At 62.0% G+C, this 25,185-nt stretch carries 26 protein-coding genes; 6 read left to right on the top strand and 20 right to left on the bottom strand.

The features are described from left to right. Positions 1–13: 13 nt before the first annotated feature. From HX866_RS02160 to dinG, 4 genes are all read right to left on the bottom strand, one after another. Positions 14–1,255: an OmpA family protein gene (locus HX866_RS02160; RefSeq protein WP_177124079.1), complete on the bottom strand. Its 1,242-nt coding sequence runs from the start codon at positions 1,253–1,255 to the stop codon at positions 14–16. 111 nt (positions 1,256–1,366) lie between these two features. Next, positions 1,367–2,512 carry a serine hydrolase domain-containing protein gene (locus HX866_RS02155; RefSeq protein WP_177137881.1) on the bottom strand — a complete coding sequence of 382 codons (1,146 nt, stop codon included), beginning with the start codon at positions 2,510–2,512 and terminating at the stop codon, positions 1,367–1,369. Between the two features lie 307 nt (positions 2,513–2,819). Further along, positions 2,820–5,183, bottom strand: coding sequence for a beta-galactosidase (locus HX866_RS02150; RefSeq protein WP_177137879.1), 2,364 nt, complete (start codon positions 5,181–5,183; stop codon positions 2,820–2,822). A 97-nt stretch (positions 5,184–5,280) separates the two neighbouring features. After that, positions 5,281–7,425, bottom strand: coding sequence for an ATP-dependent DNA helicase DinG (dinG, locus tag HX866_RS02145; protein ID WP_177099629.1), 2,145 nt, complete (start codon positions 7,423–7,425; stop codon positions 5,281–5,283). A gap of 99 nt (positions 7,426–7,524) precedes the next feature. On the opposite strand from dinG, the gene HX866_RS02140 reads away from it, so the two are divergent. Next, positions 7,525–7,989, top strand: coding sequence for a CopD family protein (locus HX866_RS02140; RefSeq protein WP_177092943.1), 465 nt, complete (start codon positions 7,525–7,527; stop codon positions 7,987–7,989). 77 nt (positions 7,990–8,066) lie between these two features. On the opposite strand, the gene HX866_RS02135 is transcribed toward HX866_RS02140, so the two are convergent. Together HX866_RS02135 and HX866_RS02130 are read right to left on the bottom strand one after the other, a co-directional pair. After that, on the bottom strand, positions 8,067–8,825 hold the full coding sequence (locus HX866_RS02135) for a collagen-like protein (RefSeq protein WP_177099627.1): 759 nt from the start codon (positions 8,823–8,825) through the stop codon (positions 8,067–8,069). Next, positions 8,818–9,096: a DUF1145 domain-containing protein gene (locus HX866_RS02130; protein ID WP_177092945.1), complete on the bottom strand. Its 279-nt coding sequence runs from the start codon at positions 9,094–9,096 to the stop codon at positions 8,818–8,820. Before HX866_RS02130 ends, HX866_RS02135 begins: the two co-directional genes overlap by 8 nt. A 109-nt stretch (positions 9,097–9,205) precedes the next feature. On the opposite strand from HX866_RS02130, the gene HX866_RS02125 reads away from it, so the two are divergent. Further along, positions 9,206–9,703, top strand: a complete 498-nt coding sequence (locus HX866_RS02125; RefSeq protein ID WP_177099625.1) for a DUF6231 family protein — start codon at positions 9,206–9,208, stop codon at positions 9,701–9,703. 5 nt (positions 9,704–9,708) lie between these two features. Beyond that, positions 9,709–10,185 (top strand): YchJ family protein, encoded by a 477-nt coding sequence (locus HX866_RS02120; protein ID WP_177092951.1) that lies wholly within the window; start codon positions 9,709–9,711, stop codon positions 10,183–10,185. Here the strand turns inward: HX866_RS02120 and HX866_RS02115 are convergent. Further along, positions 10,178–10,681 (bottom strand): hypothetical protein, encoded by a 504-nt coding sequence (locus HX866_RS02115; RefSeq protein ID WP_177099623.1) that lies wholly within the window; start codon positions 10,679–10,681, stop codon positions 10,178–10,180. The genes HX866_RS02120 and HX866_RS02115 overlap by 8 nt on opposite strands. A 133-nt stretch (positions 10,682–10,814) precedes the next feature. Here HX866_RS02115 and HX866_RS02110 point away from each other — a divergent pair, with 133 nt between their 5' ends. Together HX866_RS02110 and HX866_RS02105 are read left to right on the top strand one after the other, a co-directional pair. Continuing rightward, positions 10,815–11,297, top strand: coding sequence for an LEA type 2 family protein (locus HX866_RS02110; protein ID WP_177092953.1), 483 nt, complete (start codon positions 10,815–10,817; stop codon positions 11,295–11,297). 7 nt (positions 11,298–11,304) lie between these two features. Further along, positions 11,305–11,511: an SEC-C metal-binding domain-containing protein gene (locus HX866_RS02105; protein ID WP_177092954.1), complete on the top strand. Its 207-nt coding sequence runs from the start codon at positions 11,305–11,307 to the stop codon at positions 11,509–11,511. A 65-nt stretch (positions 11,512–11,576) separates the two neighbouring features. Here the strand turns inward: HX866_RS02105 and rpoS are convergent, their stop codons facing one another. The 8 genes from rpoS to HX866_RS02065 all read right to left on the bottom strand — a co-directional run bounded on the left by rpoS (position 11,577) and on the right by HX866_RS02065 (position 18,827). After that, positions 11,577–12,503 (bottom strand): RNA polymerase sigma factor RpoS, encoded by a 927-nt coding sequence (gene rpoS / locus HX866_RS02100; RefSeq protein ID WP_371315522.1) that lies wholly within the window; start codon positions 12,501–12,503, stop codon positions 11,577–11,579. Between the two features lie 186 nt (positions 12,504–12,689). Next, entirely contained in the window at positions 12,690–13,580 is an 891-nt protein-coding gene (locus HX866_RS02095; protein ID WP_177124083.1) for a peptidoglycan DD-metalloendopeptidase family protein, read from the bottom strand. A 198-nt stretch (positions 13,581–13,778) separates the two neighbouring features. Next, positions 13,779–14,414 (bottom strand): protein-L-isoaspartate(D-aspartate) O-methyltransferase, encoded by a 636-nt coding sequence (locus tag HX866_RS02090; RefSeq protein WP_177093362.1) that lies wholly within the window; start codon positions 14,412–14,414, stop codon positions 13,779–13,781. A 41-nt stretch (positions 14,415–14,455) separates the two neighbouring features. Beyond that, on the bottom strand, positions 14,456–15,205 hold the full coding sequence (gene surE, locus HX866_RS02085; RefSeq protein WP_177137877.1) for a 5'/3'-nucleotidase SurE: 750 nt from the start codon (positions 15,203–15,205) through the stop codon (positions 14,456–14,458). Beyond that, on the bottom strand, positions 15,193–16,251 hold the full coding sequence (gene truD / locus HX866_RS02080) for a tRNA pseudouridine(13) synthase TruD (RefSeq protein ID WP_177137875.1): 1,059 nt from the start codon (positions 16,249–16,251) through the stop codon (positions 15,193–15,195). Before truD ends, surE begins: the two co-directional genes overlap by 13 nt. Continuing rightward, on the bottom strand, positions 16,248–16,721 hold the full coding sequence (gene ispF / locus HX866_RS02075; RefSeq protein WP_177099617.1) for a 2-C-methyl-D-erythritol 2,4-cyclodiphosphate synthase: 474 nt from the start codon (positions 16,719–16,721) through the stop codon (positions 16,248–16,250). The genes truD and ispF overlap by 4 nt, the downstream gene beginning before the upstream one ends. A gap of 54 nt (positions 16,722–16,775) precedes the next feature. Further along, a complete protein-coding gene (gene fghA / locus HX866_RS02070) occupies positions 16,776–17,621 on the bottom strand; it encodes an S-formylglutathione hydrolase (protein ID WP_177092959.1) in 846 nt (281 codons plus the stop codon). A gap of 93 nt (positions 17,622–17,714) precedes the next feature. Further along, positions 17,715–18,827: an S-(hydroxymethyl)glutathione dehydrogenase/class III alcohol dehydrogenase gene (locus tag HX866_RS02065; protein ID WP_177099613.1), complete on the bottom strand. Its 1,113-nt coding sequence runs from the start codon at positions 18,825–18,827 to the stop codon at positions 17,715–17,717. Between the two features lie 107 nt (positions 18,828–18,934). Here HX866_RS02065 and HX866_RS02060 point away from each other — a divergent pair, with 107 nt between their 5' ends. Beyond that, positions 18,935–19,831: a LysR substrate-binding domain-containing protein gene (locus tag HX866_RS02060; RefSeq protein WP_177092961.1), complete on the top strand. Its 897-nt coding sequence runs from the start codon at positions 18,935–18,937 to the stop codon at positions 19,829–19,831. A gap of 9 nt (positions 19,832–19,840) precedes the next feature. Here HX866_RS02060 and ispD read toward each other — a convergent pair whose 3' ends face one another. From ispD to HX866_RS02035, 5 genes are all read right to left on the bottom strand, one after another. After that, positions 19,841–20,551, bottom strand: a complete 711-nt coding sequence (gene ispD, locus HX866_RS02055; RefSeq protein WP_177092962.1) for a 2-C-methyl-D-erythritol 4-phosphate cytidylyltransferase — start codon at positions 20,549–20,551, stop codon at positions 19,841–19,843. Then, entirely contained in the window at positions 20,548–20,826 is a 279-nt protein-coding gene (gene ftsB, locus HX866_RS02050) for a cell division protein FtsB (protein WP_017906255.1), read from the bottom strand. Before ftsB ends, ispD begins: the two co-directional genes overlap by 4 nt. A gap of 170 nt (positions 20,827–20,996) precedes the next feature. Next, the gene (eno, locus tag HX866_RS02045; protein WP_177092963.1) at positions 20,997–22,286 is read right to left on the bottom strand and encodes a phosphopyruvate hydratase; all 1,290 of its coding nucleotides are present in this window, start codon (positions 22,284–22,286) and stop codon (positions 20,997–20,999) included. Between the two features lie 198 nt (positions 22,287–22,484). Then, on the bottom strand, positions 22,485–23,330 hold the full coding sequence (gene kdsA, locus HX866_RS02040) for a 3-deoxy-8-phosphooctulonate synthase (protein ID WP_177124087.1): 846 nt from the start codon (positions 23,328–23,330) through the stop codon (positions 22,485–22,487). Positions 23,331–23,348: 18 nt separating this feature from the next. After that, positions 23,349–24,980, bottom strand: coding sequence for a CTP synthase (locus HX866_RS02035; protein WP_177092964.1), 1,632 nt, complete (start codon positions 24,978–24,980; stop codon positions 23,349–23,351). Between the last annotated feature and the right edge of the window lie 205 nt (positions 24,981–25,185).

The following is a 25,185-nucleotide window of genomic DNA, read 5'->3' as shown; positions in this document are numbered from 1 at the left end:
CTCGATCGTCAGGTCAGTTCTTGGTCGAGCTGTCGGTGCTGGCGTCTTTCTTCGCCGCAGCCGCCTTGTCAGCCGCAGGCTTGGCCGCAGCCTTCTTGACCGGAGCCTTCTTGTGCACCGGGGCTTTCTTGGCCGCAGCCTTGCCCTTGGTCGTTGCCGCTTTCTTCGCCACAGGCGCAGGCGCTACTGCCGGCTTGACGTCCGCTGCCGCCACTTGGGTGACCGGAAGCGGAGCTGGAACCGGAATGCTGTATTTGCTCAACAGCGCAACCATGGTGTTCTGCGGCGTCAGGATGATTTCCACGCGGCGGTTCAGGGCCCGGCCTTCGCTGCTGTCGTTGGCCGCACGCGGCATGTCCGCGCCCATGCCACGCAGCATCAGGCGATCACGATGCAGACCGCTGAGGCCGAAAATGGCAGCGACGGACTGAGCCCGTTGCTGGCTCAGCGCCTGGGTCGACTCGGCGCTGGTGCTGTTGTCGCCATGGCCGAGGATCAGCACGGCGGTCTTGGGGTCACCCTCGACGGTCTTGGCGATTCGACTGAAAGGACCGAGGGTCACCGGCAGCAACATTTCCGGACGCTTGGGGTTGTAGAAACCGTCCACCGGGGCAATGACCACCAGCACGTTCTCACGCCGCTCCAGCTTCAGGGAGCTGTTCTGAATCGCGATACGCAGGCGCGGCTCGTAGTCGTCGAGCCAGGCCTGGGTGATTTTCGGATCGGGCATCGGCACAGCCTTGACGGGCGGCTGGGTAACGTCCTTGGCTTTTTCCGAGCTGCCGAACGGCCACCACCAGTGGGTGGCAGGGTCGGTCTGCGGTGCCGGAGTCGTTGCGGCTGCAACCGCCGTGGCCAGGGGTGGCACGGGCTTGTCTTGTGGCTTGGCGGCCGGTGCGGCAGCCTGGGCCGGGTCTTTCACGACGACCTTGTCGGACGAACCGAACGGCCACCACCAGTGGCTACCGGTGTCCGCGTCGGCGACCGGCGCAGCAGCGACAGTTGGAGCAACCACTGGAGCGGCGGCGGGCGCGGCCGGTGTTGCGGCCTTGGCCGCTGCTGAGGCAACTCCCGGTTTGACCGGGAGTTTGGCGGCGTCCTTGGAGACCGCTACGGCAGCCGTAGGTGCGGCGGGTGCGCTGGCGCTAGCGGACGCCGGGGCTTGAGCAATGTCCTTGTCCGCACTTTGTGGAGTTTGCGCACAACCGGTCACGGTCAGACAGATGGCCAGGGCGAGAGACTTGTTCGATGACATTGGATATCCACAAAATGAGATAGAGATACAAGGGCCTTCAGGCCCCGTGAAACCTTGTATTAGAAAGCAAAAAAGTCACAGGGTTCCGGCCTACGACTTTATGTGCGCATTCTACAGACAGCCGGCCAAAATCCGTACTAGCTTCTGTGCCCGCGGGTCCATCAATACATAGGGCCCGAGGGTATTGGTCACAAAGCCGAAGGCAACATCATGCTCAGGGTCGGCAAAGCCGATGGAGCCGCCGGCACCCGGATGACCAAAGGCCTTGGCCCCGAGGCCAAAGGTGGCGTTGGCCACATCCGGCTGATCGAGTATGCAACCCAGGCCGAAACGGGTCTGGGTCAGCAAAGTCTTGTCCATGCCCAGGCTGTGCTGGCGGGTCAGTTCCTCGAGCATCTCGGCCTCCAGCAGGCGACCGTCGAGCAGGCCGCTGTAGAATCCTGCCAGGCTGCGCGCATTGCCATGGCCATTGGCGGCTGGCTGCTGCATGCGCCGCCACTCCGGTTTGTTGGTGCTGGTCATGATCGACGGTGGATTGGTGAACGCCCGGGTGCTCATCGCCTCGGGCTCACGCATCGTCACTTGCAGCAGGCGCTGGGCCGCCGCGTCGCCGACATTGCCCTTGCCCCGGGCGATATGGGCGACACGATGAAACTCTTCGTCCGCCAGGCCGACATGGAAATCCAGGCCCAGCGGCCGGGCAGTCCGCGCCACGATGGACTCACCCGGCCCACGGCCGTCGGCGCGCCGCAGCAACTCGCCGACCAGCCAGCCATAGGTGATCGCGGCGTAGCCATGACCCTCACCGGGCGTCCACCAGGGCGCTTCAGCTGCCAGGGCGTCGACCATAGCCTGCCAATCGTAAAGTGCCTCGGGCGGCAACAACTGGCGCAAAGCCGGCAAGCCGGCCTGATGGCAAAGCAACTGGCGCAGGGTGATACCGGCCTTGCCAGCGGCGGCGAACTCGGGCCAATAGTTGGCCACAGGAGCATCCAGTTGCAATTTACCCTCGGCCACCAGTTGCAGCGCGGTGACGGCGGTGAAGGTCTTGGTGCAGGAGAACAGGTTTAGGATGGTATCGCTGTGCCAGGCCTCGGCGCCGTCCTTGTCGGCGGTACCGGCCCAGAGATCAACCACGGTTTCACCGCCGATCTGTATGCAGAGCGCGGCGCCGCGCTCCTGGGGACCGTCGAAAAGGGCCGCGAAGGCTTCGCGCACCGCTTCGAATTGAAGTTCGAAATGACCCTGAATCTGCACCCGTGACTCTCCCAGCAACACATTCCAAAGTGGCCTGCATTGTTCCAGCGATTGAGGGGTTTGGGAACAGACCTGAATCAGACAATTCGTAACACCTTGCAAGAATTGTAAGGCGTCACGTAGGCCGCTGTAGGAATTGGAATGCTCTACCGAAAAACACCGCAGAATCTTGTAGGAGCCGGCTTGCTCGCGATGGGGCCCGCAAGTCTTGCATCGCTCTTGCGACCACCATCGCCAGCAAGCTGGCTCCTACAGGAACGGCGTCTATTCAGGAAATCAATCAGCGCGCCCGTGATCAGAGAGTCGATCAGTGGCCGTTGCCGGAATGGCCGCCGGGATGACCGGCACCCTCGCCGCCCGTGCTGCCCGAACGCCCCTTGCCACCGACATCATCCTGGCCGATGCCCTTGGCGGCTTTCTGCTGCGCTTCCACCTTGGCTTTCTCGGCCTCCTTGTTGAGCAACGCCAGGGCTTGCAGGTTGCTCTTGCGCACGCTCTCGACAAAACCCTGGAACGGCACGTCGGTGATGCCCACCAAGCCGAAATGACCGTTTTCACCGTCCAGCAGGCGACCGCTCACCGGCTGGTCAAGGTACTGGAACCAGTGCACACCGACGATCGCCGGCTCCGCCACCGCCTGCTTGAGGAATGCGGCATAGGCCGGGCCACGATCTTCTTCCCGGGCCAATTCCGTCACCCCGCCCCAGAACGGGCCACGGTCCTTCGAACCGAAGTTGAATTCGGTGATCAGTACCGGCTTGTTCAGCGCCTCCAACTGATCGAAATCGTATCCGTCCTGGGGTTTGAGGGTGTAGAAGTTGAAGCTCAACACATCGCAGTACTGGGCGCAGGACGCCACGGCTTCAGGCGTGCTGACGGCAAAACGACCGCCCAGCAACAGGTGATTCGGCGCATGCCATTTCAGCGAATCGGAAATGGTCTTGAAATAGGTGTCGGCAAACACCTTCTGGAAATACTTCAAGTCCGCCTCGATTTGTGGGTGCGCGGGATTGGGCAGCGGCGCCTCGAAACCCGGGTCTTCCATCTGCTCCCAGGTCGGAATCTCTACGCCCCAGGCCTTGGACAGGCCTTCCTGGTTGCGATACTTGTCGCGCAACTGTTTGAGGAAGGCACGTTTGGCCGGTACGTCAGTGGTCATGCGCAAGGTGCCGTAGGCCAGGGCATAACGGGACTTCGGATCATTTCCCGGACCGGCCCAGGCCAGTTCGTTGTCGGCGAAATAGCCCACCAGCCAAGGATCATCACGATGATCACGGGTGGCAATCGCTACCGCACGCTCGGTGGCCATGGCAAAACGCGGATCGAAAGGATCGGGCATGCCGCCCCACCAGTCGCTGCCAGTGCTGATGCTGGCATAGTCGCCGACAATCGACAGCGGCAAGGTGTAAGGCACACGGTCGTTCAGGCCCAGGCCCGGATCGCTCCAGTTACCGATGGTGTTGAAACCCCAGGCCTGTAAACGGTCGAGGGTGTGCTTCTGCCAACGTTGCGCATCCAGGCCCGGGGCGCACGGCAGCTTGGGCTGCGTCGCCTCGGCGGTCGCGCAGGGCGAACCATAGGTGCGTTGCAGGTTGGCGCCATAAAAGTCGAACCAGCGCCCGGCGTTGAAGGTCCGGCCCTGGGAAGCCCCGGTGCTGGTGCTGTTATCGGACTTGCCGTAGTAGGCGGCCAGGGGCTCACCGTCCTTGGGCAGATAACTGAACATGCCCTCGCGCCCCTCGACGTAAGTCTGTTGGTCGCTGGCCGTCACGGTGTTCACACCCAGGGAATAGAACGGATGCCCCTCCGGCGTCACCAGGTACCAGCGGCCGTCGTGTTTTTCGGTACGGAAGAAGCCGGTGGCGTCGAAGACCGGGCCCTTGAGCGAACCCCCGAACTTGTCCCGGGCACTGCGCTCACGTTCGCTCAGCCAGGTCTTCAACTGCTGGCTTTCCTTGCTCGCGGAAGCCTTGAGCTGGTCGTCGCTGCTGATTTTTTCCGGCCATTTGGCCCGGGTGGACTGGCCATAACCATCCACCAGCGAGCCATAGACGGCCTTGACCACATCATCGCCGCTCTGCACGCCGAAACGCTCCAGGAGAACGTTCTGAGGCACTTTCGGCGCGTCCATCGACAAGGTCACCGACACCACCTGCTGGCGATTCAGTTGACCCTGGCTGCTGGCCAGCAACACCCGCTGGCCATCCACCGTCGTCGGCATCGGCGGACCGGCGCGCATGCCCTGGCTCAACGGGGAACTGGCCTGTAGCGGTACCAGCAAGGTCTGCGCGGGACCAGCCGGCAGATCGACTCGGCTGGTCAGGGTCTTGCCGTCGCTGCTCTGGATCGTCACATTGAGGGTCAAGGCCCAATCCATCGCACTCTGGATCCGCAAGCTCATGACCCCCGCCTGCGACCAGTCCCAGGCACCGGTCTGCGGCGTGAGGCGCACACTCGGTTGGGCGGCCGGGTTGAAGGTCACCCGCCGCAGCACTTCACCTTCGGCCGTCTGTTCCGCGTTGTATTGCGGCAGGCTGGCATCCACGGTTGCCACCTGCACCACATCGGCGGGACGAACGAAGTTGAACAGTGTCTGTTGCCCGGCAGGCGCAGCCCACAGCGGCGCAGCAAACAACAAGGCAAAAACGGCGGGCAGCGTACGGCCAATCATATGAATCAAACTCTCCCTTACGGCCAGTCAAAGGCCAGCGTGACGCCGAGCGGCGCCATCCGTAGACAACGAAGTTGGCAATTCAACCTGCGTCACATCAAGAAATTTCCCGCCGGAATGGCGGCAAGGCGTTGAGGATAGCTTTACCGTAGCGCTGGGTGACCAGACGCCGGTCAAGCAAGGTGATGATGCCCCGGTCTTCCTCGGTGCGCAGCAGGCGACCGCAGGCCTGGACCAGCTTGAGGGAGGCGTCCGGCACGGAGATTTCCATGAACGGATTGCCGCCACGGGCTTCGATCCATTCGGCCAGCGCCGCCTCGACCGGATCGTCCGGGACCGAGAAGGGGATCTTGGCGATCACCACGTGTTCACAGTAGGCACCGGGCAAGTCCACCCCTTCGGCGAAGCTCGCCAGGCCGAACAGGACACTGGAGTCGCCGCCGTCGACCCGGGCCTTGTGCTTGTTGAGGGTCTCCTGCTTCGACAGGTTGCCCTGGATAAACACCTGCTTGCGCCAGTCGCGGTCCAGGCCATCGAACACGTCCTGCATCTGTTTGCGCGAGGAAAACAGCACCAGGGTGCCCTTGGAGCCTTCCACCAGTTCCGGTAGGTCGCGAATGATCGCTGCGGTATGCGCTGCGGCATCGCGCGGATCGGCGTTGAGGTTCGGCACCCGCAGCACACCGGCATCGGCGTGATGGAAGGGGCTCGGCACCACAGCGGTCACGGCTTTCTTCGGCAGGCCGGCGCGCATGCGGAAACGGTCGAAAGAGCCCAGGGCGGTCAAGGTCGCCGAGGTCACCAGGGCGCCATAGGCCACGTTCCAGAGGTTACGCCGGAGCATTTCCGCGGCCAGGATCGGGCTGGCGTTGACTTCGATGTCAAACAGCGCGCCCCCCTCGGCCAGGCTCAACCAGCGAGCCATGGGCGGGTTGTCTTCCGGGTCTTCGGCGGTAAAGGCGGTCCACAGCTCCCAGTTACCCTGGGCGCGGGACAACAGGCTGCCGAACAGCGGATACCACTCCTCGGCCTGGTGGCTGGCGATGCCGATATTGACCTCGCCGTCCATGCCTTCCTTGAGCAACTCGGTCAGGCGGGTGAAGAGGTCATTGAGGCGGGCGAAGCCTTTCTTCAGCTCGACGCCCATCTCGCGGATATGCTCCGGAATCACCCCGCCAACAAAACGATGACGCGGCCGCTCGCGGCCCTCGGTGTCTTCGCCGGTCTTGAAGTCGGCCAGTTGCTCGCAGGCACTGAACATGAACTGCTGGTGGGTCTTGATCTCCCGCGCCAGCTCCGGCACCTGCTCGATCAGCTTGCCCAGGTCACCGGGCAGCGGATGCTGGGCCAGCAGTTTGGTCAGGTTCTTGGCGGTCTGCTCCAGCCAGTCGGCGGTGGAACGCAGGCGTGTGTAGTGGGCGAAATGGCCGATGGCCTTGTCCGGCAGGTGGTGACCTTCGTCGAACACATACAAGGTCTCGCGCGGATCGGGCAATACCGCGCCACCGCCCAGGGCCAGGTCGGCGAGGACCATGTCATGGTTGGTGACAATCACATCGACCTTGCCCATGCCTTCGCGGGCCTTGTAGAAGGCGCACTGGCCGAAGTTCGGGCAATGGCGGTTGGTGCACTGGCTGTGATCGGTGGTCAGGCGCGCCCAATCGGCGTCTTCCAGGGCGTTGGGCCAGCTGTCGCGGTCGCCGTCCCATTTATTCCCGGCAAGCTTCTCGATCATGCTGGTGAACAGCTTCTGGCTGGCCTCGTCGACCTCGATGCGAAAACCTTCCTCTTCGAACAACTGCGCGGTGGCGGTCTGCGCGTGGCCTTCCTGCAACAGCATGTCGAGCTTGGACAGGCACATGTAGCGCCCGCGCCCCTTGGCCAGGGCAAAGCTGAAGTTCAAACCGCTGTTGCGCATGAGGTCGGGAAGGTCCTTGTAGACAATCTGCTCCTGCAGCGCGACGGTGGCGGTTGCGATCACCAGGCGCTTGCCGGCGGCCTTGGCGGTCGGAATCGCCGCCAGGCTGTAGGCCACCGTCTTGCCCGTACCGGTGCCCGCTTCCACCGCGACCACGGCCGGGTCGCCGCTACGCCGACCTTCGTCATCGGTGTCGATATCGCCGAGGACCTTGGCCACTTCGGCGATCATCAGGCGCTGGCCGTAACGCGGCTTGAGGCTCTTGGCTTCGAGAAAACGCGAGTAGGCGCCCTGGATCGTGGTTTTGAGTTCGGTGCTGATCATGAGTCTTCAGGCGCAAGAAACGCTGGATAAATTTTCAGTGGTTCGAATGGACGGCTATCATACCCCGCTAAACCCTCGCGCGCCGCACGGAGTACCCGAATGACCGTTTTTGCCCTTGTCTACAGCTTGCATGTCCTGGCCGCGCTGGTCTGGGTCGGCGGTATGTTCTTCGCCTGGATGATCCTTCGCCCGGCGGCCATGGCCGCGCTGGAGGGGCCGGCCCGGCTGAAGCTTTGGGTCCAGGTGTTCCAGCGCTTCTTCGTCTGGGTCTGGGTCGCGGTGGTGGTGTTGCCGATCAGCGGCGTGGGTCTGATCCAGCTGCGCTTCAGCGGGTTCGAGACCGCACCGCGTTATGTGCAGGTCATGATGGGCCTGTATATCGTGATGGTCGCAGTGTTTATTCGTATCCAGTCGTTGCAATTGCCGGATCTGCGCCAGGCGGTGGAAGCCCAGGACTGGCCAGCGGGTGCGGCGGCGCTGGGGAAAATTCGGCGACTGGTGGGGATCAATCTGCTGATCGGGTTGGCGCTGGTGGCCATTGCGGCGGCACGCCCGATGTTTTGAATGCCGATGCCGGCTGGAGGGCTTGTCACACACATTGTGGGAGCCGGCAAGCCGGCTCCTACCAGGGACGTGCAGCGTTACAGGCGCTGGACCGTCACGCTGCCCGCAGGTCCCACCGGCCCCGGCTTGCCCGCGTGACCTGGACGGCCTGGCTTGCCAGCGTCGGTGTCATAGACCAAGCAACCCTTGGACTTGCCGCCCGCGCCCGGACGACCCGCTGCTCCGGCAAGACCGCCGTTTCCACCATCGACCAGCACCCGGATCTGCGCAGCCGGGTAATCCCGTGGCAACTGCAAGCGAACCTGCGCACCCGGCGCCCCCGGATGACCGTCGCCGCCATTGTCGCCGTCCGAGCCCGGTCCGGCCGCGCCCCAAGTACAGCCCGGCTCATCGCCATTGGCCCCATCGAGCCCGACATACCCCGGCACGCCAGCGCCGCCACGGGCGTCCACCGACAACAAAGGACCGCTCAACGCCTCAATATGCAGATCCAGGTTACGCCCTGGCGAAGGGGCCCGCTGATAGGTCCCCGGCGCTCCAATCGCGCTGATCTGGCTGTCGATACCCAACTCCGCACGAGCGGCCTTGAGCGCAAACCCCTGCTCGCTCGGCACAATGGCAATCCGCGCCGCATGCCCCAGGTGCAGTTCACCGATATTCAGTTGCGTGACACTGGCCGGGACCAGCAAAGTGCCAAAGTCGGCCACGTCCAGACGCTCCAGTTGCAACACCGACGTATTGGCGGGCAGGCGCAGCATGGAATTGGTTTCAACGGTCACGACCTGGGCGAACGCCAGGGGGCTGCACAAGGCAGCCAGCAGACACAGGCTACGCATGTTGGCGTTCCTCACGGGTGGGCAAAGGCAGGATTTGCAGGTGGAACATACCGAACAGCAGAATTTGCGCCCGGTCACGCCAAGGGTGCGCACGGTCTTCCAGGCTACCGTTGAACAGCATCACTTCCAGCAGATGCGTCAACAGCAGCATGCTCCCCGCCAGATCCACCAGCACCCGGAACGGACTGATCAACGGCTGCACCAGATTGACCAGCACCACCAGCCAGAACATCAGTGTCAACACCTTGCCCAGCCCCCAAAGCACCTTCATACGCCCCCCTGATGAGTTATTCTTTGGCGCACAGTAAGGCGAGTCAGGGCAGTTTGCCAGTGGCCGTTGAAAATTCGCCCGTGTTTGCCGTCCTGAGCGAGGAATCCCGATGCTAGAAAGCCTTTCCACCCGAACACCCCAGCAAGCACTGGCGGCGCTGCTGGACCGTTATGCTCCGCAAAACCTGCTGCTGGTGGGTGCCGGCAGCTTTCCGGCACTCGAGGCCTTCCAGGCCGCTCATCCCGAGACCCAGGTGGCCTTCGCCGAGCCGGGCGCCCTACCCGCCGAACTGGCCGCCCGGCGTTTCGACCTGGCGCTGGTGGTCGACTGCCTGGAACATTTACCCAAGCGTGACGGCCGGCAATTGCTTGGCGGTATTCGCAACCTCAATGCCAGCCGTATCGCGGTGCTGGTGGACATGGCCGCCAGCGGCTGGCAGGAGAACGATTTCTTCGCCCTGGCCCTGCAAAGCAGCGAACGTTTTGCCCGCGACGAGCAGGTCCTGACGTTGTTCACCTATGATCTGAAGGAATACAAACAGGTGCCGGACTGGCTGAACGCCAAGTTCTGGGCCAATCCGGAAAACTTCGGCAAGTACTGGTGGTGATTCCCGTGAGCACATCCATCTGTCCCTGTGGTAGCGGCAACCTGCTGGAGGCCTGCTGCGGCCACTATCACTCGGGCCACCCGGCCCCCTGCGCCGAAGCGCTGATGCGCTCGCGCTACTGCGCCTATGTACTGGGACTGGTGGATTATCTGGCAGACACCACGCTGCCCATCCAACAACCCGGGCTGGATCGCCAGGCCATCGGCGAATGGAGTGCGCAAAGCACCTGGCTGGGTTTGCAGGTGGAAAGTTCGGAAGTCTTCGGCGGTCAGCCCGAGCATGCCTTCGTGACCTTTACTGCACGCTGGCACGACAGCAACGGCGAACACAGCCATCGGGAAAAATCGTCCTTCGTGCAGAGCGACGGCCGCTGGTATTTCATCGACCCCACCGTGCCCCTCAAGGCCGGACGCAATGATCCCTGCCCCTGCGGCAGCGGGCAGAAATACAAGAAGTGCTGCGCAGGCTACCTGCTCAACTGAGGCTCAGGTGTGAAATATCGGGCACCGCGCCGGCGGGCGCTGCCGGCAATTGGCCCATGTCGGCCCCCACCGGTGCCACACTGAACGCCGACAGATCCAGCGCCAGCGCGACCGGCTCAGGCTTGGCGTCCTGCATGTCGCTGCCGACCTCGGCAATCCCGAAGTCCGGCGCATCGACCCCGCTGAACGCCGCCATATAGGCATCCCGCGGTGCCACCGGAGCCCCGCCAGGCACTGATGCCAGCGCCGTCATCTCGATTTCCTCGACGGGCATCTCGACTACCGTGACCAAGGCTCCAGCGCGCTCGATGGTGGCTCGATATTTTTCCGCGGCCGCCCCATCGAGGTTGCTCTTGAGCACCAGTCGACGCCCGGAAAACAGCAGTTCGATACGCTGGGCATCGGCCTGGAACAACCGGGCCAGATTGCTCCTGACCTGATCGGGGGAGGCGCCGGGCAGCGACTCGCCACTGAAGACAATCTCGTAAAGCTTCATGCTCACACTCCTGTGCACCGACCTGATCCGTTGCGCCAATGCCCGGCAGTATCACCCAGTGGATTTACCGCCACAACCATGAGCTTTTTCTCCCACAGGCTTGCTATGCTGGGGTTTCGGCGGGAGGAACCCCATGTATTCACGGACATTTGGCACGCTCGGCCTGTTCATGCTGTTGACGCTCTCCGGCTGTGCGTCCTGGTTCGACAGCGGTACCCGCGAGCCCGAGGTGCGCCTGGTGCGTGTCGAACTGATCAAGGCCCGCCTGGTGCAGCAGAAGTTTCGCCTGCACTTTCGCATCGACAACCCCAACGACGACAGCCTGACCGTGCGCGGCCTGCACTATCGTCTCTATCTTGACGGCTGGCTGCTGAGCGAAGGCGAGTCCGCCGATGGCTGGTTCACCGTTGAAGCCAACAGTCACGCCTCCCTGGTGGTCCCGGTCAGAACCAACCTCTGGGAACACCTGCGCGATCTGACCAAGCGCATGAAACACCCCCATGAGCCGATCCCCTACCGACTGGAAGGCGAACTGGAAACCGGACTATTCCTGAGTCATGACGTGCACCTGGAGCGCAAAGGCGAGATAATTCCCGCCGATATTATTCCGGAGTGACACCAGCATGACCCAACAACCCCATGTCCACGGCCCTGATTGCAACCACGATCATGACCATGCCCACCACGATCACGACCATGGTCATGTCCACGGCCCGAACTGCGGCCACGCTCACCAGGAGCCGGTGCGCAACGAGCTGAAAGACGTGGGTCGCAACGATCCGTGCCCGTGCGGCAGCAGCAAGAAGTTCAAGAAGTGCCACGGGGCCTGAGGCCCTGATGCAAAAAATCCCCGACCAGGTGTCGGGGATTTTCTTAAGACCGCCGCAAGGCAGCGCTACTGGAACAGCGCCTCGCTGGACAGGCCGTTTTTCTCGAGGATCTCGCGCAAGCGCTTGAGCCCCTCGACCTGGATCTGCCGAACACGCTCGCGGGTCAGACCGATCTCCAGACCGACATCCTCCAGCGTACTGCTCTCATGCCCGCGCAGGCCGAAGCGTCGCACCACCACCTCACGCTGCTTGTCGGTCAACTCCGACAACCACTGGTCGATGCTCTGGGACAGGTCGTCGTCCTGAAGCAACTCGCAGGGGTCGGTAGGCCGATCATCGGTCAGGGTGTCGAGCAGCGTCTTGTCGGAGTCCGGCCCCAGGGACACGTCCACCGAAGACACCCGCTCATTCAGGCCCAGCATGCGCTTGACCTCACCCACCGGCTTCTCCAGCAGGTTGGCGATTTCTTCCGGGGAAGGTTCATGATCGAGTTTCTGGGTCAGCTCCCGGGCCGCCCGCAGATAGACGTTCAGTTCCTTGACCACATGGATCGGCAGGCGAATGGTCCGGGTCTGATTCATGATCGCCCGTTCAATCGTCTGGCGTATCCACCAGGTGGCATAGGTAGAGAAGCGAAAGCCCCGTTCCGGGTCGAACTTCTCGACGGCCCGGATCAAACCGAGGTTGCCCTCTTCGATCAGGTCCAGCAGGGAAAGACCACGATTGACGTAGCGTCGGGCGATTTTCACCACCAGGCGCAGGTTGCTTTCGATCATGCGCTTGCGGCCCGCGGGATCGCCACTTTGCGACAGGCGTGCAAAGTGAACTTCTTCTTCCGGAGACAACAAGGGGGAAAAACCGATTTCATTGAGATACAACTGCGTCGCATCAAGCGCCCGCGTGTAGTCAATGTACTTGTGCTGCTTGAGCGAAGCAGCATTTTTGGTCTTGGCACGAACTGGGGGTGGAGAACTGTCGTCCTCCGGCATCATATCCATGACGATGTCGGAGTCCATAAGGAGCACCTCATCATCGATGTCAAACCCCGGCGCTTCTTTACTGAGAGCCATTGTTATAGTCCTTTGGTGAGTTCGACCTCAAGCTCGAGCGGCGCCTTTATCCTTGGCAACGCTGGAACCTGTTCCCGCTACAGTCAGGAGAACAGGCTGGAAAACGGATCAACGACGTGGCAGGAATTGCAGTGGGTCTACGGGTTTCCCCTGGCGGCGAATCTCAAAATGCAGTTTCACCCGGTCCGTACCAGTTGATCCCATTTCGGCAATTGTCTGTCCAGCCTTGACCTGCTGCCCCTCCCGAACCAACAGCCTACGGTTGTGACCGTAAGCACTGACGTAGGTATCGCTGTGCTTGATGATGACCAGCTCGCCGTAGCCCCGTAACCCACTCCCGGCGTAAACCACTGACCCATCAGACGCAGCTAAAACAGGCTGTCCCAAATCCCCGGCGATATCAATACCTTTATTCAAACTACCGTTTGAAGAGAATTTTCCAATCAGAATTCCGTTTGAAGGCCATGCCCAACCCTTCGGCGCAGGACCGGCCGGCGGCGCTGGGGTTTGCGCCACAGGTGTCTGGGCCGCGGGTTGTACGGTTGTTGCGGTGCCCGACGCCGCGTTGGCCGGGCGCCGGGTGATGGTGAATTTGCCTGAAGGCGACGCCGTCGACGCCGCGCCCGACGAACTCGAGGCGACAGCGGCCGGCGTTGAATTTGAACGGCTGTCGAAACGAATCGCCTGACCCACATGGATGGTGTAAGGCTCGGGAATATTGTTACGGGCGGCCAGGGCTTTCCAGTCCCAACCGTAGCGAAAGGCGATCGAAAACAGCGTATCGCCACGGGCGACCACATGCTGGCCGGTGGTGGTCATCGGCTTTTGTGGCGCCGCGTTGGCGGTGGTCGTTGTAGCGTTGCCGTTACGATCGACGACGCGCACGCCGTTTTTTGGAGCACTGGAGCAACCAGCCAGTAAAGCACTGAGGGCAAGGCCGATCATCAGGCGCTGAACGCTTGCTTTACCCATACGCTGCCGAATGACTGTGAGACTCACCCGCCGCTCCCTTTTTGGTGGCTGAAATAAGAGTGCCTGTACAGGCGGTAATGTGACGTAAGTATAACTGGCTGTTGGAATTTCACTGACAACAAAGCCACGTCGAAAAATCCGGCACATTTTAAACATGCGGGCCGTATCGGGTCCCGCTCTAAGACCTACGACCTTAAACAGAATTCATTGCCGTTCAACAAATGTTCAGGCCAAGGGTCCGTTAAGCAGCGGAACGAAACGTACCGCGCCTAATACACGACGGGAAAAACCCTGCTCTTCGCGCACGATCAGCATCAGTTGCTGGACTTCCCCGGAACCCACCGGAATCACCAGGCGACCACCCGGAGCCAGTTGATCGAGCAAGGCCTGGGGAACGTCCGTGGCCACAGCGGTGACAATAATACCGTTATACGGCGCCAGTGCCGGCCAGCCTTCCCAGCCGTCGCCCCAGCGAAACACCACGTTGCGCAGGTTGAGCTCAACCAGACGCTCCTTGGCGCGGTCCTGCAGGACCTTGATCCGCTCCACCGAAAACACCCGCTCCACCAGCTGCGACAACACCGACGTCTGGTAGCCGGAACCGGTACCGATCTCCATCACTTTGTCCAGCGGCCCATCCTCCAGCAGCAGCTCGCTCATGCGCGCCACCATATAAGGCTGGGAAATGGTCTGGTTATGGCCGATCGGCAACGCCGTATCTTCGTAGGCACGATGGGCCAGTGCCTCGTCGACAAACAGATGACGCGGCGTACGACGAATCACTTCCAGCACCTGGGCGTTGGACACCCCCTCTTCATAGAGCCGCTGAATCAAGCGTTCGCGGGTCCGCTGGGAGGTCATGCCGATACCCCGTCGCATCAGGTCGTCTTGCTCGCGAGCCATCAGGCAAGCCCCTCCAGCCAGCCACCCAGCGACTGGAAGGCATCGTTGAACGTGCGATCCAGTTGCAGTGGCGTCACCGAGACAAACCCTTGCATCACGGCATGGAAGTCGGTGCCCGGACCGCCGTCTTCGGCGTCACCGGCAGCGGCAATCCAGTAACCGGCCTTGCCCCGTGGGTCGACCACCCGCGTCGGCGCCGCGGCCCGGGCACGGTGGCCCAGGCGCGTGAGCTGGATACCGCGAATGCGCTCCAGGGGCAGGTTGGGAATATTCACGTTGAGCACCGTGCGCGGTGGCAGTACCAGCCCGGCATGGGCCTGTACCAGCAGACGGGCGAAATGCGCGGCGGTGGCGAGGTTGTCGACCTGGCGCGAGGCCAGCGAGAAGGCGAACGAAGTGCGTCCGAGGAAGCGCCCTTCGAGTGCCGCCGCCACCGTGCCGGAATACAGCACGTCATCCCCCAGGTTGGCCCCCAGGTTGATACCGGACACCACCATGTCCGGCTCCTGCGCAAGCAAGGCATTGAGCCCCAGGTGCACGCAGTCGGTGGGTGTGCCGTTGAGACTGATAAAGCCGTTGGGCAATGTATGCGGGTGCAGCGGACGATCCAGGGTCAGCGAGCTGCTGGCGCCGCTTTTGTCCTGGTCCGGGGCAATCACCGTGCACTCGGCATAGTCCGCCAGCGCAGCATGAAGCGCGGCGAGACCGGGGGCGAAAACCCCATCGTCGTTCGAAATCAGAATACGCATGAGCTGTCCGTCTGCCCTACCGGCACCAGATCGACGAGTTCGCGCACAAAAGCAGTGGCGAAGCATCCGGCCGGCAGAACGAATTCCAGTTGCAGAATGTCAGGCTCCGGATAATGCCACGACAACCGACCAATGGGCAGTCGCAGGATGCGTCGTTCGTGTTCCATTGTCGCCTTGACCAGCCATTGGCAGAGTTCGGCCTCGCGCTCGGCCACCGCCTGCTCCAGCACGAAAGTCGCGCCGGTGGCCGGTGACGGGCCTTCGCCCCACTGCGGGCCGGTGGGATGCAGGTCGAGAATCGCCAGGCGTGGGTCACTGCACTCGGCTTCGCCGGCCGGGAAGAAACTGCGGCTGTCGGTGAACGCCAGCAGGTCGCCGACCTGGGCCTGGTTCCAGGTGCCATCGCCGACACGCACCGCCAGCACCTGGTTGAACAGGTAGCTGCGGGCCGTGGACAGCAGTCGCGAACGGACATTGCGCTGTTCGGGCAAAGCCTGGCGCGCCGCATAGGCGCGGGCCTCACCGAGGTTACCGCCGAGGTGGCCGAAACGCTGGGCACCGAAATAGTTGGGAATACCCTGCTGGGCGATCTGCTCGAGGCGTTGCTGCAAAGCGTCCTTGTCGGCGTTCAATTGGGTCAGGCGCAGGGTGAAGCCGTTGGCGGCATGGGCGCCGCGTTGCAGCTTGCGCTTGTGCCGGGCGCTCTTGAGGATCAGCAGGCTGTCGTTCTGCGCCGCCGACAGGTCCGGGTCGGCCTTGCCCGGCAGTTGCACGCTGAACCACTGGCGCGTCAGGGCCTGGCGGTCCTTGAGACCGGCATAACTGACCGTGCGCAACGGCACGCCGGCAGCCTTGGCGATACGCCGGGCAGCCTCTTCGGTGTTCAGGCCGCGTTTCTCCACCCACAGCCAGAGGTGCTCGCCATCACCGCTCAGCGGAATATCGAGGACCTCATCGACCTGGAAGTCTTCAGCCGTGGCCTTGAGCACCGCGCTACCGAGGAGATCGCCGTAGGCGCGTGGGCCCAGCAGTTCCAGTTCGGTCATGGGCGTAACAACAAGGCAACGCTGTGCACAGCGATACCTTCTTCACGGCCGGTGAAACCGAGCTTTTCGGTGGTGGTGGCTTTGACGTTCACTTGATCCAACTCAACTTCAAGATCCGCGGCAATCAGTGCGCGCATCGATTCGATATGCGGCGCCATTTTCGGCGCCTGGGCAACGATGGTGTTATCGACGTTGCCGACTTTCCAGCCCTTGGCCTTGATCAACGAGACGACGTGGCGCAACAGCGCCCGGCTGTCAGCGCCCTTGTAGGTCGGGTCGGTGTCCGGGAAATGCTTGCCGATGTCGCCCAGGGCCGCAGCCCCCAGCAGCGCATCACTCAAGGCATGCAGCAGCACGTCGCCGTCGGAATGGGCCAGCAACCCGTGGTGGTGCGCAATCCGCACGCCGCCCAGGGTAATGAAGTCGCCTTCGGCGAAACGGTGCACATCATAGCCGTGGCCAATACGCATAAAAAAAACGCCCCGATGTAAGTCAGGGCGTGATTCTACCTATTTTGCCGGAGATTAACCGCTAAGAGCTGCGCTGTGATGCCTCAGGTGGTCGTCAATGAAACTGGCGATGAAGAAATAGCTGTGGTCGTAGCCCGGCTGCAGCCGCAATGTCAGCGGATGTTGCGCCAGCTTCGCCGCCTGTTGCAGCGCCTCAGGCTTGAGCTGGTTAGCCAGGAAATCATCACGATCGCCCTGATCCACCAGGATCGGCAGCTTTTCAGTGGCCTCGGCGATCAGCGCGCAGGCATCCCACTCACGCCAGCGTGAGCGTTCTTCGCCCAGATAACGGGAAAAGGCCTTCTGCCCCCAGGGACAATCCATCGGGTTGCTGATCGGCGCGAAGGCCGACAGCGACTGATAACGCCCGGGGTTGCGCAAGGCGCAGACCAGCGCGCCATGCCCGCCCATGGAATGACCACTGATGCCGCGTTTGTCCGAGGCCGGGAAATGCGCCTCGACCAGTGCCGGCAGCTCATGCACCACGTAGTCGTGCATCCGGTAGTGCTGGGCCCAGGGTTGCTGGGTCGCGTTGAGATAAAAACCGGCGCCCAGGCCAAAGTCCCAGGCCTTGTCTGGATCGCCAGGCACGTCGGCACCTCGCGGACTGGTGTCCGGCGCGACGATGATCAATCCCAGCTCGGCGGCCAGGCGCTGGGCGCCGGCCTTGTGCATGAAGTTCTCGTCGGTGCAGGTCAGACCGGACAGCCAGTACAGCACCGGCAGCTTGCCGCCCTGCTCGGCTTGCGGCGGCAGATAGACCGCAAACACCATGTCGCAGCCGAGGACTTCGGAGTGATGTTTGTAGCGTTTGTGCCAGCCGCCGAAGCTTTTCTGGCAGGACAGATTCTCAAGGGACATAACGGCAGCTCCGAGCTTCAAGCGGCAAGCTGCAAGTGAAAAGCCGGCACACCGCCCGCTTGCCGCTTGTGGCTTGCCGCTCGAAGCTGCTTCTCAGAAATGAATGACGGTGCGGATGCTCTTGCCTTCATGCATCAGGTCGAACGCCTTGTTGATATCTTCCAGGCCCATGGTGTGGGTGATGAAGGTATCCAGCGGGATCTCACCCTTCTGCGCCATTTCCACGTAGCTCGGCAACTCGCTGCGCCCGCGCACGCCACCGAAGGCCGAACCGCGCCAGACGCGACCGGTCACCAGTTGGAACGGGCGGGTGGAGATTTCCTGGCCGGCACCGGCGACGCCGATGATCACCGATTCGCCCCAACCCTTGTGGCAGCATTCCAGCGCGGCGCGCATCAGTTGCACATTGCCGATGCACTCGAAGGAAAAGTCCACGCCGCCATCGGTCATGTCGACAATCACTTCCTGGATCGGACGGTCGAAGTCTTTCGGATTGACGCAATCGGTGGCGCCCAGTTGCCGGGCGATTTCGAACTTGGCCGGGTTGATGTCGATGGCAATGATCCGCGCCGCCTTGGCCTTGACCGCACCGATCACCGCCGACAGGCCGATGCCGCCAAGGCCGAAGATCGCCACGGTGTCGCCCGGCTTGACCTTGGCGGTGTTGATCACCGCGCCGATCCCGGTGGTAACGCCACAGCCCAGCAGGCAGACCTTCTCCAGCGGTGCGTCTTTCGAGATCTTGGCCACGGAAATTTCCGGCAGCACGGTGTACTCGGAGAACGTCGAGGTGCCCATGTAGTGGAAAATCGTCTCGCCCTTGTAGGAGAAACGCGAAGTGCCGTCCGGCATCAGGCCTTTGCCCTGGGTGGCACGAATGGCCTGGCAGAGGTTGGTCTTGCCCGACAGGCAGAATTTGCACTTGCCACATTCCGGGGTGTACAGCGGGATCACGTGGTCGCCCACCGCCACCGAGGTCACGCCCGCGCCGATCGCTTCGACAATCGCGCCGCCTTCGTGGCCGAGGATCGACGGGAAGATACCTTCAGGGTCGGCGCCGGACAGGGTGTAGGCGTCGGTATGGCAAACGCCGGAGGCCACGACACGCAGCAGCACTTCGCCGGCCTTGGGCAGGGCGACATCGACTTCGACGATCTCGAGGGGTTTCTTGGCCTCGAAGGCAACGGCAGCACGTGACTTGATCATCCAGCAACTCCTGAAAAGTGAACAACGAAAACCTGAGTGTAAATCACCCTTGATTGATTAATAATCCAGTCAAAAGCAAAACATTATTGCTGCTCAGGGATAATCCAATGAATGACAACCGCTGGGAGGGCATCGACGAGTTCGTCGCGGTGGCCGAATGCAGCCAGTTCACGGCGGCGGCAGAACGCCTCGGGGTGTCGTCATCGCATATCAGCCGGCAGATCGCCCGACTGGAAGATCGCCTGCAAACCCGCCTGCTCTATCGCAGCACCCGGCGCGTGACCCTGACCGAGGCCGGCCAGACCTTTCTGCAGCATTGCCAGCGCCTGCAGGACGGACGCGAGGAAGCCCTGCGGGCGGTAGGCGACCTGACCAGCGAGCCCAAGGGCATGTTGCGCATGACCTGCGCCGTGGCCTATGGCGAACGCTTCATCGTGCCGCTGGTGACCAGTTTCATGGGGCTGCATCCGCAACTGCGGGTGGATATCGAGTTGAGCAACCGGACTCTGGATCTGGTGCATGAAGGGCTGGATCTGGCGATCCGACTGGGTCGCTTGCAGGATTCACGCTTGGTGGCGACGCGGCTGGCACCACGGCGCATGTACCTGTGCGCGTCACCGTCCTACCTGGAACGTTATGGCCGCCCCCATAGCCTGTCGGAATTGAGCCGACATAACTGCCTGATCGGCAGCTCGGATATCTGGCAACTGGAACAGGACGGGCGGGAATTTTCCCAGCGGGTGCAGGGCAACTGGCGCTGCAACAGTGGGCAAGCGGTGCTGGATGCGGCGTTGCAGGGGGTCGGGTTGTGCCAGTTGCCAGACTATTACGTGCTGGAGCATTTGCACAACGGCACGCTGATTTCCCTGCTTGAAGCCCATCAACCACCAAACACAGCGGTGTGGGCGCTGTATCCGCAACAACGGCACCTGTCGCCGAAGGTGCGCAAGCTGGTGGACTATCTCAAGGAAGGTTTGGCCAAACGGCCCGAGTACGCCACTTGAGCGCGCCCCTCAGCGACGATTCGCCCAGCGCAGGCGCAGCCACTCCAGGTCTTCGGGACGGGTGACCTTGATATTGTCCGAGCGTCCTTCGATCAGGCGCGGCGCCTGCCCGGCCCATTCCATTGCCGAGGCTTCGTCGGTGATGGTCGCATCGGCCACCAGGCTGTCGGCCAGGGCCCGATGCAAGGCGCCGAGGCGGAACATCTGCGGTGTATAGGCCTGCCAGATCAAGGCGCGGTCGACGGTTTCCAGCACCCGCCCCTGCTTGTCCGCACGCTTGAGCGTGTCCCGCGCCGGCACGGCCAGCAACCCACCCACCGGGTCCTGCGCCAACTCACCGAGCAATGTGTCGAGATCGCCACGGGACAAATTAGGCCGTGCCGCATCGTGAACCAGCACCCAATCGTCCACCGCCGCCCCCAGGGTATGCAGGTGCAGCAAGGCATTGAGGACCGAGTCGGCCCGCTCGCTGCCGCCATCGACCCGCTGGATACGCGGGTCCGCGGCACAGGCCAGGCCAGGCCAGTAGGGATCGTGTGGAGCGAGGGCGATCACCAGGCCCTTCAAGCCCGGATGATCGAGGAAACAGCCAAGGCTGTGTTCGAGAATCGTGTGTCCACCCAGGGACAGATACTGCTTGGGACGATCCGCAGCCATACGGGCACCGACGCCCGCAGCTGGAATCACGGCCCAGAAGGCCGGTAGAGAGAATTCAGTCATTGCGCCAGCTGATAAAGGGTTTCACCGTCCTTGACCATGCCCAGCTCATGGCGAGCACGTTCTTCAACGGTCTCCATGCCTTTCTTCAGTTCAAGAACTTCCGCGTCAAGCACGCGATTACGCTCCAGCAGACGCTCGTTCTCGGCGTGCTGCTCGGCAATTTGCTGTGTCAGGTCGGCCACCTGCGCCAGGCTCCCGTTGCCCACCCAAAGGCGGTACTGCAGGCCAGCCAGCAGCAAGAGCAAAACGAGGAACAACCAATTGGGACTGCGCATCGAATTTCAGTTATCCAGTAAAAGACAGCCATGCCAACTATTTTCGAACCGACTGATAGCACGAAGCCTGGAAGATCCAGGCTTGTGCTCTCAAAGCATCAGATTAGTGGTAAAAAACCCGCTATAGCGACTTTTCCGACACAATCTGGTGTCTTTTTACCATCTACTGCTTAACCGCGAAACTCGGAGCGACCGTTGTACTTGGCCTTGGCGCCCAGTTGCTCTTCGATACGCAGCAGTTGGTTGTACTTGGAAACGCGGTCGGAGCGGCACAGCGAACCGGTTTTGATCTGGCCCGCAGCGGTGCCCACGGCCAGATCGGCGATGGTCGAATCTTCGGTTTCACCGGAACGGTGCGAGATCACCGCAGTGTAGCCGGCGGCCTTGGCCATCTGGATGGCTTCCAGGGTTTCGGTCAGGGTGCCGATCTGGTTGAACTTGATCAGGATCGAGTTGGCGATCTTTTTGTCGATGCCTTCTTTCAGGATCTTGGTGTTGGTGACGAACAGGTCGTCGCCCACCAGCTGGATTTTCTCGCCGATCTTGTCGGTGAGGATTTTCCAGCCCGCCCAGTCGGACTCGTCCAGGCCATCTTCAACGGAGATGATCGGGTAGCGTTCGCACAAGCCTTTCAGGTAATCGGCAAAACCTTCGGAGGTGAACACGTGGCCTTCACCGGACAGGTTGTACTTGCCGTCTTCGTAGAATTCGCTGGCGGCGCAGTCCAGGGCCAGGGTCACGTCGGTGCCCAGCTTGTAACCGGCGTTGGCCACGGCTTCGGAGATCACTTTCAAAGCGTCTTCGTTGGACGCCAGGTTCGGTGCGAAACCCCCTTCGTCACCGACGGCAGTGCTCAGGCCACGGGCCTTCAGCACGGCTTTGAGGTGATGGAAAATCTCGGTGCCCATGCGCAGGCCTTCGGAGAAGGTCTTGGCGCCAACCGGCTGAACCATGAATTCCTGGATGTCGACGTTGTTGTCGGCATGCTCGCCGCCGTTGATGATGTTCATCATCGGTACCGGCATGGAGTAGACGCCCGGAGTACCGTTGAGGTTGGCGATGTGCGCGTACAGCGGCAGGTCCTGGTCCTGGGCAGCGGCCTTGGCGGCGGCCAGGGACACGGCGAGGATGGCGTTGGCGCCCAGGGTGGCTTTGTTCTCGGTACCGTCCAGCGCGATCATCGCGTGGTCCAGGGCCTTCTGGTCCGAAGGGTCCTTGCCCAGCAGCAGTTCACGGATCGGGCCGTTGATATTGCCGACGGCCTTCAGCACGCCCTTGCCCAGGTAACGGCTCTTGTCGCCATCACGCAGTTCCAGCGCTTCACGCGAACCGGTGGAAGCACCGGACGGCGCGCAAGCGCTGCCGATGATGCCGTTGTCCAGAAGTACGTCCGCTTCCACGGTGGGGTTGCCACGGGAGTCGAGAACTTCACGACCTTTGATGTCGACGATTTTTGCCATTGTTGTAAACACTCCAAAGTTGACGAAAACGCTGTAGGAGCGAGCTTGCTCGCGATCCGTCGCCGCAGCGGCGGCCATTCAACGAGCACAGGTTATCGTTGAACATTTTTTCGCGAGCAAGCTCGCTCCTACACCAAGAGCCATTCGGCCTTCAGGCCAGAGCGAAATTTGTGTGGCAGTTTACCGAAGAAACGATGACTACGCGGTTTCTACAGTAGGAAAACTCTTCACCAGCGCGTCCAAAGCCTTGAGTTGGGCCAGGAACGGTTCCAGCTTGTCCAGGCGCAGGGCACAAGGACCGTCGCACTTGGCGTTGTCCGGGTCCGGATGCGCTTCCAGGAACAACCCGGCCAACCCCTGGCTCATGCCGGCCTTGGCCAGGTCGGTGACCTGGGCCCGACGACCACCGGCGGAATCCGAACGACCGCCCGGCATCTGCAGGGCGTGGGTCACGTCGAAGAACACCGGGTATTCGAACTGCTTCATGATGCCGAAGCCGAGCATGTCGACCACCAGGTTGTTGTAGCCGAAGCTCGAACCGCGCTCGCAGAGGATCAACTGGTCGTTGCCCGCTTCCACGCACTTGCTCAGGATGTGTTTCATTTCCTGGGGCGCGAGGAACTGGGCCTTCTTGATGTTGATCACCGCACCGGTCTTGGCCATGGCCACCACCAGGTCGGTCTGGCGCGACAGGAAGGCCGGCAACTGGATGATGTCGCAGACCTCGGCGACCACGGCGGCCTGGGCCGGCTCGTGGACGTCGGTAATGATCGGCACGCCAAACGCCTGCTTGATGTCCTGGAAAATCCGCATCCCTTCTTCCAGGCCGGGGCCACGGTAGGAGGTGACGGACGAACGGTTAGCCTTGTCGAAGCTGGCCTTGAATACGTAAGGAATACCGAGTTTCTCGGTAACCTTCACGTACTCTTCACAGACCTGCATCGCCATGTCCCGGCTTTCCAGTACGTTCATGCCGCCGAACAGCACCATCGGCTTGTCGTTGGCAATCTCGATGTCGCCTACGCGGATGATCTTTTGGGCCATGCTTCTATCTCTCCGAGATCACGCGTTCTTCTGGTGTTGAGCCAAGGCCGCCTTGACGAAACCGCTGAACAGCGGGTGGCCGTCGCGCGGGGTGGAGGTGAACTCCGGGTGGAACTGGCAAGCGACGAACCATGGATGATCCGGGGCCTCGACCACTTCCACCAGCGAGCCGTCACCGGAGCGACCGGAAATCTTCAGGCCGGCTTCGATGATCTGCGGCAGCAGCTTGTTGTTCACTTCGTAACGGTGACGGTGACGCTCGACGATCACGTCCTTGGCATAGCAGTCGTGCACCAGGGAACCGGCTTCGAGCAGGCAATCCTGGGCACCGAGGCGCATGGTGCCGCCCAGGTCGGAGCTTTCGGTACGGGTCTCGACCACGCCGGTGGCATCTTCCCACTCGGTGATCAGGCCGACTACCGGGTGACCGCTGGTGCGATCGAACTCGGTGGAGTTGGCGTCTTTCCAGCCCATCACGTTACGGGCGAACTCGATGACCGCCACTTGCATGCCCAGGCAGATACCCAGGTACGGCACCTTGTTTTCCCGAGCGTACTGGACCGCGGTGATCTTGCCTTCCACGCCACGCAGACCGAAGCCGCCGGGAACCAGGATGGCGTCAACGCCTTCCAGCAACGCGGTGCCCTGGTTTTCGATGTCTTCGGAGTCGATATAACGCAGATTGACCTTGGTACGGTTGGTGATGCCGGCGTGACTCATCGCTTCGATCAGCGATTTGTAGGCGTCCAGCAGCTCCATGTACTTGCCGACCATGGCGATGGTGACTTCGTGTTCCGGGTTCAGCTTGGCGTCGACCACCGCGTCCCACTCGGACAGATCAGCACCGCCGCATTGCAGGCCGAAACGCTCGACGACGAAATCGTCCAGGCCCTGGGAGTGCAGGATGCCCGGGATCTTGTAGATGGTGTCGGCGTCTTCCAGCGCGATCACCGCACGCTCTTCAACGTTGGTGAACTGGGCGATCTTGCGACGCGACGACACATCGATCGGATGGTCGGAGCGGCATACCAGCACGTCCGGCTGCAGGCCGATGGAGCGCAGCTCCTTGACCGAGTGCTGGGTAGGCTTGGTTTTGGTCTCACCGGCGGTGGCGATGTACGGCACCAGGGTCAGGTGCATCAGCATTGCGCGCTTGGCGCCGACTTCGAAACGCAACTGACGGATGGCTTCGAGGAACGGTTGCGACTCGATGTCGCCGACCGTGCCGCCGATTTCCACCAGGGCCACGTCGGCATCGCCGGCGCCCTTGATGATACGACGCTTGATTTCGTCGGTGATGTGCGGGATCACCTGGATGGTAGCGCCCAGGTAGTCACCACGACGTTCCTTGCGCAGCACGTGCTCGTAGACACGGCCGGTGGTGAAGTTGTTGTTCTGGGTCATGGTCGTGCGGATGAACCGCTCGTAGTGCCCCAGGTCCAGGTCGGTCTCGGCGCCGTCGTGGGTGACGAACACTTCACCGTGCTGGAACGGGCTCATGGTGCCCGGGTCGACGTTGATGTACGGGTCCAGTTTGAGCATGGTGACTTTCAGCCCCCGCGCCTCCAGGATGGCCGCCAATGAAGCCGATGCAATGCCTTTCCCCAATGAAGAAACAACACCGCCCGTGACGAATATGTAGCGCGTCATGAAAAACCCTAGAAGTCTGCGTTAAAGCGGTCCGAGCCGCCGGGGAAAGCGAAGGAAGGCCGAAGCCCCCGATTACCTGCGATCATCACAGTGCACCTTTCGAAAAACTGCTGCGTTGAGACGGTCCGCAGGGGTAAACCCGCGGTACGGTGCGCGCTACACATTTTTTGGAATCGCCCGGCAAAGACAGCCTGGTAATCGGCAA

It is taken from the genome of Pseudomonas gingeri (genome assembly GCF_013386165.1).
In the GTDB taxonomy this organism is placed as follows: domain Bacteria; phylum Pseudomonadota; class Gammaproteobacteria; order Pseudomonadales; family Pseudomonadaceae; genus Aquipseudomonas; species Aquipseudomonas gingeri_C.
The sequence above is the reverse complement of the archived record's forward strand: the minus strand, read 5'-3'. Positions and strand labels throughout refer to the sequence as shown.